The organism is Macrococcus capreoli (genome assembly GCF_025628935.1).
GTDB classification, from domain to species: Bacteria; Bacillota; Bacilli; order Staphylococcales; family Staphylococcaceae; genus Macrococcoides; species Macrococcoides capreoli.
The window spans coordinates 100,704-115,364 of sequence record NZ_JAOTIS010000003.1 but is presented as its reverse complement, the minus strand read 5'-3'; the positions used below and the strand labels follow the sequence as shown (position 1 = coordinate 115,364).

Below are 14,661 nucleotides of genomic sequence, written 5' to 3'. Positions count from 1 at the left end.
ATAAGACGAAATAATACTGGGTAGATATCAATATATAAACTAAGGAGCGATTAGTTAATGAAAAATATAATGATTATCAATACCAATACAGACCACTATAAAGGGTTAGAAGAAAAGACTGGCCTATGGTTAAGCGAACTTGTGCATTTCTATGATTATTTTAAAGATAAGGATGTACAAATTGATTTATACAGTGTGCAAGGTGGAAAGGTACCGATTGATCCATTTAGTGTGAGTACGTTAATGCTGGATTACAATACGAAGAATTATATGGAAGATCCTGAGTTCATGAAGTTATTAGACAATACACTACCGATTCACAATGTTGATACTTCAAAATATGACGCAGTATACTTCACTGGTGGACACGGTACTGTCTTTGATTTCGTCGATAATGATGACATAAAGCGCATCTTGAATGAAATGGATAATGAAATGAAGATTATTGCTGCAGTATGTCATGGCGGTTCAGCATTGCTCAATCTAGATGTTGATCGACTTAAAGATTTAAGGGTCACAGGATTTTCAAATTTAGAAGAAAAAATTGTTAAAAAGACAAACAAAGTCCCGTTTCTATTAGAAGAGGAATTAAAGAAAAACGGAGCAGATTATAAAAAAGCATTAATACCTATGGCACCATATGTTGTACAAGATGGAAATATCATAACCGGACAAAATCCACAGTCACCTAAAGGTGTAGCGAAGAAAGTGTGGAATGCTATGCAATAGAATTGAAAACACCGTATAAACGTTCTACGTATGCGGTCAATCATTATACAGAAATTCCCACAGTAATTTGTGTGACTTTAAGAGAGGATCGCGTTGTCCTGCATTATGATTATTCATTTGATGATCTCGTAACTGGTATTGTAAAGCTGACACCGTACTATGATAAAGATAGTGATAAATATGAGATATATGTGGAACGTATTAGCGAGAAAAATTGGTTATCAAAATGGCCAAAACTAAAAATTGGGGAATAGTAATGAGTATTGTAATGTAATAGCTAATTTAACGAACAATCGAAGAAAAGAATTTTAAGATAATACGCTATCTATGAAGCAAACGAACAATTGATAATTTATAGTAAGTGATAATTCGCTTGATGATATCAAAACCTATATTCTTTCTACATCTTTTCACATTTTCACGAATTAATCACTAGATTTAAGCCTATTAATTCGTTATGATAGGTTTATCAATTTAGAAGAGGTGTTATATTAATGGATATGAATTTTAATATGTTTATGGAAGACTTCGTAAACAACGCACGTCAAGAAATCGAAACAGCGGGTTACAAACAGTTAACAACGCCGGAAGCGGTTAAAGAAACGTTTGATAAACCAGGAACAACGTTCGTTATGATTAACTCAGTATGTGGTTGTGCTGGTGGTATTGCTCGTCCTGCAGCAGCGCATGCGTTACATTACGATAAATTACCTGATCAATTAGTTACAGTATTTGCTGGTCAGGATAAAGAAGCAACAGAAACGGCTCGTGAATATTTCGAAGGTTATCCACCAAGTTCTCCATCATTTGCTTTACTGAAAGATGGTAAGATTGTAAAAATGATCGAAAGACATGAAATTGAAGGTCACGATCCAATGTGCGTTATTACAAATATTCAAGCATTATTTGAAGAGCATTGTGAGGAACGTTAATTAATACATGAAAATTAAACCTTATAAGATAGGCTTTCGCACAATTAAAACGGCATTTGGCATGGCACTTGGCGTCATTATTTGCAAGATGTTGAATTTAGATAATTTTTCTTCAGCTGCGATTTTAGTCGTCTTATGTGTCAAAAATACTAAAGTAAAATCATTAGAAGCGGCAAGTGCGCGCTTTTTCTCTTGCTTACTCGGTATATTATTTTCATATATATTCTTTATGCACCTAGGCTTTAATCCAATCATTTTAGGTGTCCTTGTATTACTATTTATTCCGGTCACAGTGATGTTTGGTATTGAAGAAGGTGTCGTTACGAGTATCGTCATCATTCTTCATTGTTATAATTCCGGTAATATCAACTGGCATGTCGCTGTTAATGAGTTCTTACTCTTATGTGTTGGTATGGTCATTGCATTGTTACTTAATTTATATATGCCAAATCATAATAAAGAGTTAAAGGCTTATAAACGCGTCATAGAAATGGAATTCCAGGTGATCGTAAGTCGATTGAGTGATGCTTTAAAACATCCTGAAATTGTACTCAATACGCACGATATCGATAAGCTGCACGACACAATTGAATGTGCAAAATCTGTAGCATACACTGAGGTTGAAAACCATTTTGCGCGAAATGATAATTCGTATTATCATTATTTCGATATGCGGGAATCACAATTGGAATTACTATCGCGCATGACACATTTAATCAATGAAATTAGCTGTAAAGATAAATTGCACATGAAATGTAGTGGCTTATTAGAAGATTTATCGAATAATATTACAAGTAATAACTTTACAGCGTTACGCTTACATGATTTATATGAAATTATGCTGGATTTAGACAGCTATCCATTGCCTGATACGCAGGAGCGACTTAAATCAAGATCAGCTGCCATTCAGCTGTTAAAAGAAATAGAAAGTTATTTAATGATTAAGCATAAATTTGGTTCATTAAAAATGTATTAAAAAACGTTGAGGGTATTTATCCTCAACGTTTTTTACATATTTAAGTATGGCAGTACGGCACTTAGTACTAATGCTGCAACAATTAAAACTAATAATATAATGATAAAGACTTTACGTGCTAATTTATTATTCATGAACTTCTCCCTTTCAGTGTGTTTAATCTATTATAACAAATTATTGAATTGACGTCTTATTCTTTATTGATGCCGTGTAGTTTGGTACGATAAGTTTATAATAATAAGAGGAGTGTTGGCAATGAATCAACAACGTTTGATTGATACATTTATTGAATTAGTAAAGATTGATAGTGAGTCGGGAAATGAGCGGGCAATTGCAGATCATTTAAAACAATTGTATGCCGAGCTTGGTTTTGAAGTTACAGAAGATGACACGCAGGCACAAACAGGTTTCGGTGCCGGCAATTTAATTATGAAATTGAATGGGAATACTGATCAGGATACAATTCTTTTATCTTGTCATATGGACACAGTGACACCTGGTAAAGGGATTCAACCAATCATTACGGATAATGTGATTCACACGGATGGTACTACAATATTAGGTGCTGATGATAAAGCGGGTATCGCTGCGATGATAGAAGCGATTCGAACAATTAATGAAGTTAATATGCCACATGGCGATATCGAAGTTGTAATATCTGTAGGTGAAGAATCTCATTTAATTGGTGCCAGTGTTTTAGATGGCACACAATTTAACGCGAAATACGGATATGCACTTGATGCGGGTAGTAAGGTTGGTACAATCGTAAATCAGGCACCAACCAATGCAACATTAAATATTAGAATAACTGGCGTTACTGCACATGCAGGTGTTGCACCGGAAAATGGCGTTAGTGCAATTAATATTGCTGCACGTGCAATTAATAATATGAAGCTTGGTAGAATTGATGATGAAACAACTGCCAATATCGGTACGATTGATGGTGGATCTCGTACAAACATCGTTGCTGAACAGTGTACAATTGTCGCTGAAGCGCGTAGTTTAGTAGATAGTAAAATGGAAGCACAAGTAGCGCATATGAAAGAAGCATGTTTAACAGCGGCAGCCGAACTTGGTGGAAAAGCAGAAGTTGAAATTAAAGTTAATTATCCAGCATTCCATGTTGAAAAGGATGCAAAAGCAATTGAAGTAGCAACGAAAGCTGCTGAAAATATTGGACGTAAAGTAGAAGTTGTATCCAATGGTGGAGGAAGTGACGTGAACTTTATTAATCAATTTGTGCCAACTGTCGTTCTGGCTGTTGGATATGAAGATATTCATACGGTCAATGAAAAAATGCCGATTGAAGAATTAAATAAATTAACGGAGCAAGTGATTGAAATCATTAAGCTTGCGTAGTATAAACAACGAAAACTTATGCTATAATAAGCATGAAAATTTATTTGAAAGAGGTATATTATGAGTAAACAACAAATTGGCGTTATCGGATTAGCAGTCATGGGTAAAAATTTAGCTTGGAATATTGAATCACGTGGAAATACGGTTTCAGTTTATAATCGCTCAAGAGAGAAAACAGATGAAATGGTAAAAGAATCAGTTGGTAAAAATATTTTCCCAACATATACATTACAAGAATTCGTTGATAGTTTAGAAAAACCTCGTAAAATCATGATGATGGTAAAAGCGGGCGAAGCTACAGATGCAACAATCGAAAGCTTAATTCCACTTTTAGATCAAGGTGATATTTTAATCGATGGTGGTAACACAAATTATAACGATACGATTCGTCGTAATGCTTATCTTTCAGAAAAAGGCTTTAATTTCATTGGAACTGGTGTTTCTGGTGGAGAAGAAGGTGCATTAAAAGGGCCTTCAATTATGCCAGGTGGACAAAAAGAGGCTTATGAATTAGTGAAGCCTATTTTAGAATCGATCGCAGCTAAAGCGGAAGATGGTAAACCATGTGTTGCTTACATCGGGCCCGATGGTGCAGGTCATTACGTGAAGATGGTGCATAACGGTATAGAGTATGCAGATATGCAATTAATTGCCGAAAGTTATGACTTGATGAAAAATGTATTAGGAATGTCTAATGACGAAATTGCTGATACGTTCAAATCATGGAATGAAGGCGAACTCGATAGCTACTTAATCGAGATAACTGCAGATATCTTCAAGAAGTTAGATGAAGATGGAAGCCCGTTAGTCGAAAAAGTAATGGATAAAGCAGGACAAAAAGGAACAGGTAAATGGACTTCAATTAACGCATTAGACTTAGGTCAACCGTTAACAATCATTACTGAAAGTGTATTTGCGCGTTTTATCTCTAGTCAAAAAAATGAAAGAATTAATGCGAGTGAAAATATTAATGTGAAAAAAGAGACGTTTGAAGGGGATAAAGCAGCATTTTTAGAAGCCATTCGTGAAGCATTATACATGAGTAAAATTTGCTGCTATGCACAAGGATTTGCGCAAATGAAATCAGCAAGTGAAGCTTATAACTGGAACTTACAATTAGGTGACTTAGCAATGATCTGGCGTGAAGGATGTATTATCCGTGCGCAATTTTTACAAAAAATTAAAGATGCATATGATAATAATGCTGAACTTCAAAACTTATTGCTTGATCCATACTTTAAAGACGTTGTTGAAAAATACCAAACGAGTTTACGTAAAGTAGCGGCAACTGCCATTACGACAGGTACGCCAGCACCAGGTTTTGCTGCAGCGATTAATTATTTTGATTCATATACTGCGAAAGATTTACCAGCGAATTTAATCCAGGCACAACGTGATTACTTTGGCGCGCACACATACGAGCGTAAAGATAAAGAAGGAATCTTCCATACTGATTGGAAATAGAGGCTATCGAACTTGCGTTTAGCCCTAAGCAAAATTAGAAAAACCCCTTGAAATCGCTTTTCAGATTTCAAGGGGTTTTTTGTTTTTGTCGAAAGGGCTGCAATTGAGATGCCGTTTAAGGCTATCGAACTTGCGTTTAGCCCTAAGCAAAAGAGGAGAGACAAATTGTCTCTCCTCTTTATTTTGTTACTGGCAACCATAATGCCACTTTATTAAAGCTATTATCAAAGTCTAAGTCTTCCGGGAATACATAAATATACTGACGATTGCGTTCGTAATGAATATTCAAATCGACTTGTCTTTCTACGGAACGCCATATTTCATTAAATGCATAATCTAATTTACCGCGGGATTGAAAGATTGCATAATCATTATTATCAATCTGCATTGTATCATAATCAAATGTACGTTCTGACTTTACGCCTGTAAAGATTTGAATATGATCATGTTGCGGTGTTACTACAACATAAATTTGTTTATCCGTACTGAAACTTAATAATGACTTAATTTCTTGTTTTTCCTGTAATTCGTACACGATATCCGGTATTAAGAAATGATTATTGAGTTCTTCAAACTGAACTTTTTCTTCAATACCCGTTAATTTTAAATTTTCAACCGATTTAATTTGATAATTCATTGGCGGTTGTGACGTTACAGCTAATTCAATATATAGACGTTCCACCATTTTTAATTGTTCAGGATTACTGCGCACTTGTATCGGTGAAATGTGATGATGAGCACTAAAAACGTCACTAAATTCATGGGCTGTTGTATATCCAAATTGATTCGCAATATCTACAAGTCGATAATTACCATTCATTAATTTCTTCGCCGCTTCAGTCATTTTTCGATGAGTCATATATTCTTCAATATTCATACCGGTAATCATCGTAAACGCCTGATTAATATGGAATGGATGCTCGTTTAAATAATCTCCCATGACTTGATAATTCAAAGGATCAAATAAATGGTCTTCAATATAAACGATTGTTTTCTGTATTAAATCAATATTATTCATGTTTCACTCTTTTCTAAGGTCAATCCTTGTGTATTTGTGTAAATGTATAGATATTAATTTTTTCTGATGGGTCATCTTTATAGTGAGTTAATGGTATTGTATATTTAAGTTTGAATTGGGGTAGATCACTTAAATACATTTCGTATTCCGGCTTGGCATAATAAAGTATGATATCACATTGCGTTACAGATGAATCAATTAAATGCGCCATCACTTTCTGGAAGATAAACACTGAGAAAGGATTAAAAAAGAATAGGTGTGTTTCAGCGCCTTTAAATTTATATTCTGTAGCATTCAGGTTGAATGATTGGATATTGGATTTGCCATTCAGTAATTCATATTGTTTCAAGTTATTTAATCCATGTAAATATGACTGTTTGTTGAGCTCAATGCCAATCGTATCGATGCCTAACATATTATGCATAAATATTGGAATACGCATTAAACCTGAACCGAAGTCAACGAGCAATGAATAATCATGATAGTCTTGCTGTGTAACCGATAATAATTGTAAGACGTCTTGATAGGGCGTAGGTTCATATCGATTGGAATGATGGTTCGTAAACGTTTCGATATAAGGAATCGTTTCTATATTAAGATATCGGTCAAAATCTAAATCGGTATAAGTTTCATATTGTTTATTATTTAATTTATTCATATCTCAAATATTAACACAATCACCGTACATTAAAAACCTTTGAATCATATCGATTCAAAGGTTCTTCAATTTGATGCATATATTATTTTTTATATTTTATCTTAACTGACGTATTGTTTATACGTCCCACCAATGGAAGTTATCACGGCTTAACAATAATTCGCTCTTAATTGGACCATTTGATCCTGATTGATAATTCGGGAACGGTGCAGGATGTGCATCCCAGTATTCAGCAACTGTATCAACATAGCTCCATGTTGCCTTTAATTCTTCCCAATGCGTGAAGTTCGTAGCATCACCTTTCAGGCAATCATAAATAAGGCCTTCATATGCATCAACTGTATTCATCTTATCTTGAGCAGACATTGCATATGATAATTTAACAGGTTCAGTATCGATGCCTTCGATATATTTACGCGCGTTTAAATGAAGTTCAATCCCTTCGTTAGGTTGAATATTAATCACGAGTAAATTTGAATCAAGTTCGTTGTCTTTTTGATAATATAAATTCATAGGCATTTCTTTAAATTCTACAACGACACGTATTGCCTTTTCTTTCATACGTTTTCCTGTGCGAATGTAAAATGGTACGCCGGCCCATCTAAAGTTATCCAACATTACTTTTGCCGCAACGAAAGTCGGTGTATTACTTTCAGGATTTACATTTTCCTCGTCACGGTAACGAATTACTTTCTCTCCATTAATTTCTCCAACGTCGTATTGACCACGTACAAAGTAACTTCTAACATGCTCAGGTTGAATTTTGCGGATAGAGCGGAGTGCTTTCACTTTTTCGTTACGAATATCCTCAGATGATAATGAAATAGGGGGCTCCATCGCTAATAGCGATACGATTTGTAACATATGGTTTTGTACCATATCTTTTAAGGCACCACTATTATCATAATATCCACCACGATCTTCTACGCCTAATATTTCAGACGACGTGATTTGAATATTTGAAATATATTTATTGTTCCAAAGTGGTTCGAACATCGCATTACTAAATCGAATGACTTCGATGTTTTGCACCATGTCTTTACCTAAATAATGATCAATACGGAATATTTCTTCTTCTTTAAAGGATTTACGTAATTGATTATTTAATTTTTCAGCTGATGCTAAATCTTTACCAAATGGTTTTTCAATGATCAGACGTTTAAATCCTTTTGTCTTTGTTAAACCACTTGATTTTAAGAAATCTGAAACGGTACCAAAGAATTCAGGTGCCATAGCTAAATAAAATAAACGATTACCATCTAATTCGAATTGCTGATCTAATGTTTCTGCTGTTTTAAGCAGTGCATCGTAACTTTCTTTATTGTTTACATCGTGCGATTGATAGAATACGTGTTCTAAAAATGCATCCAGTTTATGTGTATCTTTGACAAATTTTTCGATAGATGCTTTGATTTCTGTTCTGAATTTTTCGTTTGTCCAATCTCTACGACCAATACCGATGATGGCAACATGTTCATTTAAATTATCTTGTTGATATAAATGAAAAAGTGATGGGAATAATTTACGATGACTTAAGTCACCAGTTGCACCGAAAATTGTAATCAAACAGGGAATATTTTGCTTTTCAATATCCAAAATAAATACCTCGATTCTATTAAAGTCTATTTTATTTTTTCATACAATGCCTAAAAAAACAATTAAAACATGCTATAATGACGTGATGAAAAAAAAGGTGGATTGATCATGAATATAACATTTTTAGGTACTAGTGCAGGTTTACCCACAAAAGAACGAAATACACAAACTATCATTCTTTCTTTAGCACCAACCCAAAATAGTTTCTGGCTTTTTGATGCAGGAGAAGCGTGTCAGCATCAAATACTACATACTAATATTAAATTAGGAAAAATAGATCAAATATTTATCACACATTTACATGGCGATCATATATTTGGCCTTCCTGGATTGTTGACTTCTAGAAGTTTTCAAGGTGGAGAAGGTAAACCGTTAACTGTATATGGCCCAACTGGCATTAAAGCATATATTGAAACGACTTTATTAATTTCCGGTTCGCATTTAAATTATCCTTTAGAAATTATCGAGATTCATGACGGTGAGGAATTAATCATTGAACAAATTAAAGTTACGGTTCGTAAATTACATCATGGCATTGATTCATTTGGCTACCGTATTCAATTTCCAGATACGCAAGGCAATTTAATATCAGACAAACTTATCGCAGCAGGCATTATGCCAGGACCGATTTACCAGCAGTTTAAATTACAGGAGCATGTTGAAATTGATGGCGTGACTTACGAATCGAAAGACTATAGAATGCCGGATAAACCTGGGAAGGTTATTGCGATATTTGGAGACACGATGCCTTGTCCTTCTGAAGTTACTTTAGCTGAACAGGCAGATGTAATAGTACATGAAAGTACATATTTAGAGGGGGACCTTGATTTAAGTCATAAATATTATCACAGTCATATTGACGATGTGGCACAATTAGCAAACATTTGTGGCGTTAAGCGAGTGCTTATCAATCATGTGAGTAACAGATATGACTTGAATGATATTGCGCAACTAACGGAAGTAATTAAAGCGAAGTATCCTGAATTGAACTTTGTCATTGTAAATGACTTTGATAGCTTTGAAATATAAATGAAGAAAGCACTTAGAAAATGAAATGATTTTCTAAGTGCTTTTTATCTCAATGCTATTTTTATTTTCCTAGTTCTTTACTGCGATTCAGTGCTTCATTTAAGCAGTCAACAAATATTGCTTCTATCGGGTGTTTTGCTAAAGCATCCAAACCAGCTTTCGTTGTACCACCTTTAGATGTAATATTCTCTCGCAGTTGATCTAATGATAACTCGCTATTTTCTAACATTTTGGCAGTCCCGATAATTAAATTACGTACTGCAATATCAGTGTCCTCTCTTGATAAACCAAGTTGATTCGCTGCACTAATATATTGCTCGTACATATAATATAAGAATGCAGGACCGCTGCCGGTAATCGCAGTAACATCATGTAAAGAGTCTTCTTCAACTTCAATCGATGTACCGAACGCATCTAATAAATTAAATAAATATTTTTTATCTTGCGTTTCAAAATTATTAGAAAATGAAATGCCAGTCACAGATTGCTGAACTTGTGCATTTGTATTCGGCATAATTCGTGCAATTGGATTAGCGGTTTGTAATTTCGTTTTGATTTGATCAATTGGCACACCTGCCATCATCGACACAAATTTATTGTGCTGATTAAGATGTGGTTTAATGCGTATTACAACTGAATCGAAATCATGCGGTTTTACGGCTAAGAAAACAAAATCCGCATCTTTAAGTAACGCTTCATCGTCATAAGAATACTGTGTGTTGAGTTTCGCTTGTATACGCTTTAATTCTTCTTCATCACTTCTATTTGTTAAATGTATTTCTTCACCTTTAACAGTTTTACTTTCAATTAATCCATTAAATATCGCACTAGCCATATTGCCAGAACCGTAAAAAACAATCTTCATCCATTATGCCTCCTAGCATGTTCGTTTATATTATTATAAGATTGATAAGTATAAAATACAATTTTGACATAGTATGTCGAAACATAAAGAAATGTGGTGAAGCGCATGATCGGTAAAAAAATCTTAATAACTGGAGCAACAAGTGGATTAGGTTTAACGTTGACTAACATTTGTTTAGCCCGCGGTGCACATGTCACTGCGATAGGGCGCAATGTTGCACAACTCCAGCCGTTACAACAACTTTATCCTCAATTGAATGTTCGCAAAGTAGACTTTAATAATACTGATGATTTTAATCAAGTCATCACCTGGATTAATGAGCAAGTCCACTTTGATTATTTGTTGAATTGCACTGGATTTGCGGATTATAGTGCGCTGATCAATCAAAGTGATCAGCTTATTCATGATATGATTCATGTGAATTTAACACAAACAGTTATTTTGACGAAGCATGTCGTTCGAAACATGCATGAAGGGGGTATGGTCGTTACAATTGGCAGTCAATCAGCTTTTGTAACAACACCCTACGGCGCGATTTATTCAGCTTCAAAAGCTGGTTTAAATCAAGTGATGAATGCGTTACGAATGGAATCACGTCAAATTCATTTCCTGAATGTTAATACTGGACCCGTGAATACGCAATTTATTACAAAAGCAAATAAAGGAAAACCCGTTAACCATTTAGCTGAACACGTGCAACTGGATGTGAATGATTTAGGTGAGCGCATTATTGATGCGATGTTTAAGAAAAAAAAAGAATTGAACTTACCGCAATGGATGGATATCGGTTTAAGACTATATGGATTGGCACCAAGAACATTTGAAAAAGTATTTTATCGTTATTTTATGACAAAAAAATAAGAGTAACTGTGCAGACGTTGTCGTCTTAGACGTTACTCTATTTATTGTATTATTTTTTCTTTTTTGATTTTATTTTATCAATTGTCTCATCTTGCTGCGGTGGTAATAAATCATACGTTTTTAAGAAAGTTTCGACTTTATGTTTATACGTAATCGGATTAACATTATAGCTTGCGGCATGACCGCCATGCTCTGGATACCAGCGCATTTTAGGACCTCTCTTTTTGTTGTACAAGTCTACCGAGTGCGTATAGGGAATAAAGACATCTGGTTTAGAATGTATAAATAATATCGGCTGCTCGACATTATGAATAACATCAATTGGTGATATTTGTTTTAATGAAAAGTGCGTTCTTATTTTTAACATTTGATTTAAAGCAGATAAGACGAATCCGCTGCCGATTACTGATTTCTGCTCAATGATTTGTGTTAATAATTTAGCGAAATTTGAAAATGCACAATCTGATACATAAAATGCAGCTTCGTTTGCGAGTTCCCCTGCATATAACAGTGTCGTCGCGGCACCCATTGATTCACCGTGCACGCCGAATGTAATATCGTATCCATATTGTTCTTTCAAATAGGCGATAACAGATTCTAAATCTTTCTTTTCATAGTAGCCGTATGTACTATGACTACCTCCACTTTCACCGTGTCTACGATGATCAAATATAATCCCGTTAAATCCTAAATCTTTAAATAGGTTTAAATATTTGATACTCGTTATTTTGTTCTCTGTAACACCATGACAAAATATCATCCAATGCTGATGTTCATATGGTTTTACAACTGTTGCACTTAAATTGTAACCATTTCGAGACGGAATCGTTACGTCAATTGGATGCATCGCATTAAACGCATCAACATCTAACCGTTTCGCTTTAATTTCTCTGCGTCGAATGACTTCAACATCTCTTAATTTAAAGTTTAATACATAATTTGAAGCAACAAGTCCAACAACACTAGATGTAATTCCAGATGCAAGTGAAACACCAAGCAACGTTCTACTTAATAATTTATTGTTCATACTAAATGATCCTCGTATTGGATTGATTTGAAAGCATGTATCATTTGATTTAATGCATCTGTTTCGATTGGGTCGTCTTTCATCTGTTCATATGCTCTTACATTCGCTTTTAATTGTTCAACGGTAGAAGCTCCATTAACAATCGAGGCAACATCATATGATGATAAGTACTGATATACTGCCTGCTGAAGCGGCGCAATTTGTTGTGCAATTTGTACCCCTTCTTTTATTGTATCGTAAGTTAATCCTAACGTACCCTCTCTAAACTTCTTATTGAGCACTGCTTCGGACTGATCTGTTAGAAGACCTTTCATTAAAGGACCACGAGCCAAAATTTTTACATTTTCAGATTGAATTGCATCGATTAAATCTGTCGGACGGTTATCGATGAAGTTAAACTGCATCATTATTGTATCGATTTGACTATGCTTTAAATAATAATCAATTACATTGGGGCGGATTGAGCTAATACCGTAAGCTCGAATTAACCCTTCTTTTTTTAGGTTCTCGAAAGTTTCAATGGTCTCATCCATTTGATCTTCGATTGTACCGCCATGTAGCATATATAAATCTAAATAATCTGTTTCCAGTCGCTTTAAACTTTCGTGAATACTTTGTTTAATATGTGCCTTAGAAGGATCCCATTGCACATCATCGTTTACCATATTAAAGCGATTACCGACTTTGGATGCTAAAGTAATTTGATCGCGTTTTTTAGATTGTTTAATAAAATGTCCGATATTTTTTTCGTTTTGCCCTTTTTGATATAAATCTGCTGTATCAATATATGTAATACCTAAATCAACAGCCTGATCTAATATATACTGGCTATCTATAGCGTCATTAGGTAAATTCATCGCACCAAACCCGAGCTCTGAAAATTTTATGCCACTTTTCGTCGTATTAAATTTCATGTCCTGACCTCCATTGGTTATAATAAATATAGTTTATCACGTAAAAATAAAGGAGTGTATTAATATGGATTTAACAGAACGTACGATTCATAAAGAAGCGATTATGAATGGGAAAGTCATCACTGTTGAAAAACATCGCGTGGCATTACCGAATGGTAAAGAAAGTGTTCGCGAAGTTGTGCTACATCCTGGCGCTGTAGCCATCATTGCAATGAAAGATCATAAGCTACTGCTCGTTGAACAATTTAGAAAGGCAATGGAATCCAGTTTAATAGAATTGCCTGCCGGTAAAGTTGAACCAGGAGAACCACGATGTAATACAGCACTACGTGAATTAGAAGAGGAAACGGGTTATACATCAAACGCTATGGAGCTGGTAAGTGAATTTTATGTTTCTCCAGGCTTTTGTGATGAGTTTATTTCATTATATCAAGCGGGTGATTTAATTGAATCTAACACATTAGAAGCAGATGATGACGAATTCGTGATTAAACATTGGTTAACTTTAGAAGAGGCAAACGATTGGATTCGACAAGGAAAAATAAAAGATGCAAAAACGATCATAGCGATTCAATATTTAAGTTTATCAAAAGATTATTGTTAGATTATAATTATTCTAAAATAGCTATTATTTTTTCTTGCTTTAATAGTCAAATACTGATATTTTATATATATCAATCGTAACCTTTAGGAGTGTTAGTAATGCAAGAAAGAATAAATAGAATTAAAGAGCAGCTACATGATGCTTCTTACAAATTAACCCCTCAAAGGGAAGCGACAGTGACCGTATTATTAGAAAATGAAGCAGATCATTTAAGTGCTGAAGATGTATTCTTAAAAGTTAAAGAACGTGCACCAGAAATCGGTTTAGCAACGGTTTACCGTACTTTAGAATTATTAGCAGAACTTAAAATTGTAGATAAGATTAATTTCGGAGACGGTGTGGCGCGTTTTGACTTGAGAAAAGAAGGTGCGAAACACTTCCATCACCATCTTGTCTGTATGAGTTGTGGTGATGTCGATGAAATCGAAGAAGATTTACTCGATGAAGTTGAAAAGAAAGTTGAAGCGGATTATCACTTCTTAATAATGGATCATCGTTTGACTTTCCATGGCATTTGTAAAAAATGCATTGATAAAGGGGTAAAACCTGAAGATTTGAATAAAAAAATAACTGAATAATCACTTTTACTGTTAAGCAACTGAGACAATGATGTCTCAGTTTTATTTTTG

At 34.5% G+C, this 14,661-nt stretch carries 17 protein-coding genes; 10 read left to right on the top strand and 7 right to left on the bottom strand.

The annotated features are described in order from the left end of the window. Positions 1–57 precede the first annotated feature (57 nt). The 4 genes from OCL94_RS03455 (at position 58) to OCL94_RS03440 (ending at position 2,637) form a co-directional block, all read left to right on the top strand. Positions 58–729 carry a type 1 glutamine amidotransferase domain-containing protein gene (locus OCL94_RS03455; protein ID WP_262994601.1) on the top strand — a complete coding sequence of 224 codons (672 nt, stop codon included), beginning with the start codon at positions 58–60 and terminating at the stop codon, positions 727–729. Next, positions 711–983 (top strand): nucleotidyltransferase family protein, encoded by a 273-nt coding sequence (locus OCL94_RS03450; RefSeq protein WP_262994599.1) that lies wholly within the window; start codon positions 711–713, stop codon positions 981–983. Before OCL94_RS03455 ends, OCL94_RS03450 begins: the two co-directional genes overlap by 19 nt. 240 nt (positions 984–1,223) lie before the next feature. Further along, positions 1,224–1,661 carry a BrxA/BrxB family bacilliredoxin gene (locus OCL94_RS03445; protein WP_262994597.1) on the top strand — a complete coding sequence of 146 codons (438 nt, stop codon included), beginning with the start codon at positions 1,224–1,226 and terminating at the stop codon, positions 1,659–1,661. Between the two features lie 7 nt (positions 1,662–1,668). Continuing rightward, positions 1,669–2,637 (top strand): aromatic acid exporter family protein, encoded by a 969-nt coding sequence (locus tag OCL94_RS03440; protein WP_262994595.1) that lies wholly within the window; start codon positions 1,669–1,671, stop codon positions 2,635–2,637. 32 nt (positions 2,638–2,669) lie between these two features. Here the strand turns inward: OCL94_RS03440 and OCL94_RS13340 are convergent, their stop codons facing one another. Next, positions 2,670–2,771 carry a stressosome-associated protein Prli42 gene (locus OCL94_RS13340; RefSeq protein WP_435908487.1) on the bottom strand — a complete coding sequence of 34 codons (102 nt, stop codon included), beginning with the start codon at positions 2,769–2,771 and terminating at the stop codon, positions 2,670–2,672. A gap of 121 nt (positions 2,772–2,892) precedes the next feature. Here OCL94_RS13340 and OCL94_RS03435 point away from each other — a divergent pair, with 121 nt between their 5' ends. Together OCL94_RS03435 and gndA are read left to right on the top strand one after the other, a co-directional pair. Next, positions 2,893–3,996 carry a M20/M25/M40 family metallo-hydrolase gene (locus tag OCL94_RS03435; protein ID WP_262994593.1) on the top strand — a complete coding sequence of 368 codons (1,104 nt, stop codon included), beginning with the start codon at positions 2,893–2,895 and terminating at the stop codon, positions 3,994–3,996. A gap of 60 nt (positions 3,997–4,056) precedes the next feature. Further along, positions 4,057–5,460, top strand: a complete 1,404-nt coding sequence (gene gndA / locus OCL94_RS03430; protein ID WP_262994591.1) for an NADP-dependent phosphogluconate dehydrogenase — start codon at positions 4,057–4,059, stop codon at positions 5,458–5,460. 178 nt (positions 5,461–5,638) lie between these two features. Here the strand turns inward: gndA and OCL94_RS03425 are convergent, their stop codons facing one another. The 3 genes from OCL94_RS03425 to zwf all read right to left on the bottom strand — a co-directional run bounded on the left by OCL94_RS03425 (position 5,639) and on the right by zwf (position 8,732). Beyond that, positions 5,639–6,478 (bottom strand): AraC family transcriptional regulator, encoded by an 840-nt coding sequence (locus OCL94_RS03425; RefSeq protein WP_262994589.1) that lies wholly within the window; start codon positions 6,476–6,478, stop codon positions 5,639–5,641. A gap of 19 nt (positions 6,479–6,497) precedes the next feature. After that, positions 6,498–7,136 carry a hypothetical protein gene (locus OCL94_RS03420; protein WP_262994587.1) on the bottom strand — a complete coding sequence of 213 codons (639 nt, stop codon included), beginning with the start codon at positions 7,134–7,136 and terminating at the stop codon, positions 6,498–6,500. Positions 7,137–7,253: 117 nt separating this feature from the next. Further along, on the bottom strand, positions 7,254–8,732 hold the full coding sequence (gene zwf / locus OCL94_RS03415; RefSeq protein WP_262994585.1) for a glucose-6-phosphate dehydrogenase: 1,479 nt from the start codon (positions 8,730–8,732) through the stop codon (positions 7,254–7,256). A gap of 108 nt (positions 8,733–8,840) precedes the next feature. Between zwf and rnz the strand changes: the two genes are divergently transcribed. Beyond that, the gene (gene rnz / locus OCL94_RS03410; protein ID WP_262994583.1) at positions 8,841–9,761 is read left to right on the top strand and encodes a ribonuclease Z; all 921 of its coding nucleotides are present in this window, start codon (positions 8,841–8,843) and stop codon (positions 9,759–9,761) included. 61 nt (positions 9,762–9,822) lie between these two features. Here the strand turns inward: rnz and proC are convergent, their stop codons facing one another. Continuing rightward, positions 9,823–10,626, bottom strand: a complete 804-nt coding sequence (proC, locus tag OCL94_RS03405) for a pyrroline-5-carboxylate reductase (RefSeq protein ID WP_262994581.1) — start codon at positions 10,624–10,626, stop codon at positions 9,823–9,825. A 105-nt stretch (positions 10,627–10,731) separates the two neighbouring features. Here proC and OCL94_RS03400 point away from each other — a divergent pair, with 105 nt between their 5' ends. After that, positions 10,732–11,487 (top strand): SDR family NAD(P)-dependent oxidoreductase, encoded by a 756-nt coding sequence (locus OCL94_RS03400; RefSeq protein WP_262994579.1) that lies wholly within the window; start codon positions 10,732–10,734, stop codon positions 11,485–11,487. Positions 11,488–11,536: 49 nt separating this feature from the next. On the opposite strand, the gene OCL94_RS03395 is transcribed toward OCL94_RS03400, so the two are convergent. Continuing rightward, positions 11,537–12,514, bottom strand: coding sequence for an alpha/beta hydrolase (locus OCL94_RS03395; protein WP_262994578.1), 978 nt, complete (start codon positions 12,512–12,514; stop codon positions 11,537–11,539). Next, entirely contained in the window at positions 12,511–13,428 is a 918-nt protein-coding gene (locus tag OCL94_RS03390; RefSeq protein WP_262994576.1) for an aldo/keto reductase, read from the bottom strand. Before OCL94_RS03390 ends, OCL94_RS03395 begins: the two co-directional genes overlap by 4 nt. A gap of 64 nt (positions 13,429–13,492) precedes the next feature. On the opposite strand from OCL94_RS03390, the gene OCL94_RS03385 reads away from it, so the two are divergent. Together OCL94_RS03385 and fur are read left to right on the top strand one after the other, a co-directional pair. Then, a complete protein-coding gene (locus OCL94_RS03385; protein ID WP_262994574.1) occupies positions 13,493–14,032 on the top strand; it encodes an NUDIX hydrolase in 540 nt (179 codons plus the stop codon). Positions 14,033–14,130: 98 nt separating this feature from the next. Further along, a complete protein-coding gene (gene fur / locus OCL94_RS03380) occupies positions 14,131–14,610 on the top strand; it encodes a ferric iron uptake transcriptional regulator (RefSeq protein WP_262994572.1) in 480 nt (159 codons plus the stop codon). Positions 14,611–14,661 lie beyond the last annotated feature (51 nt).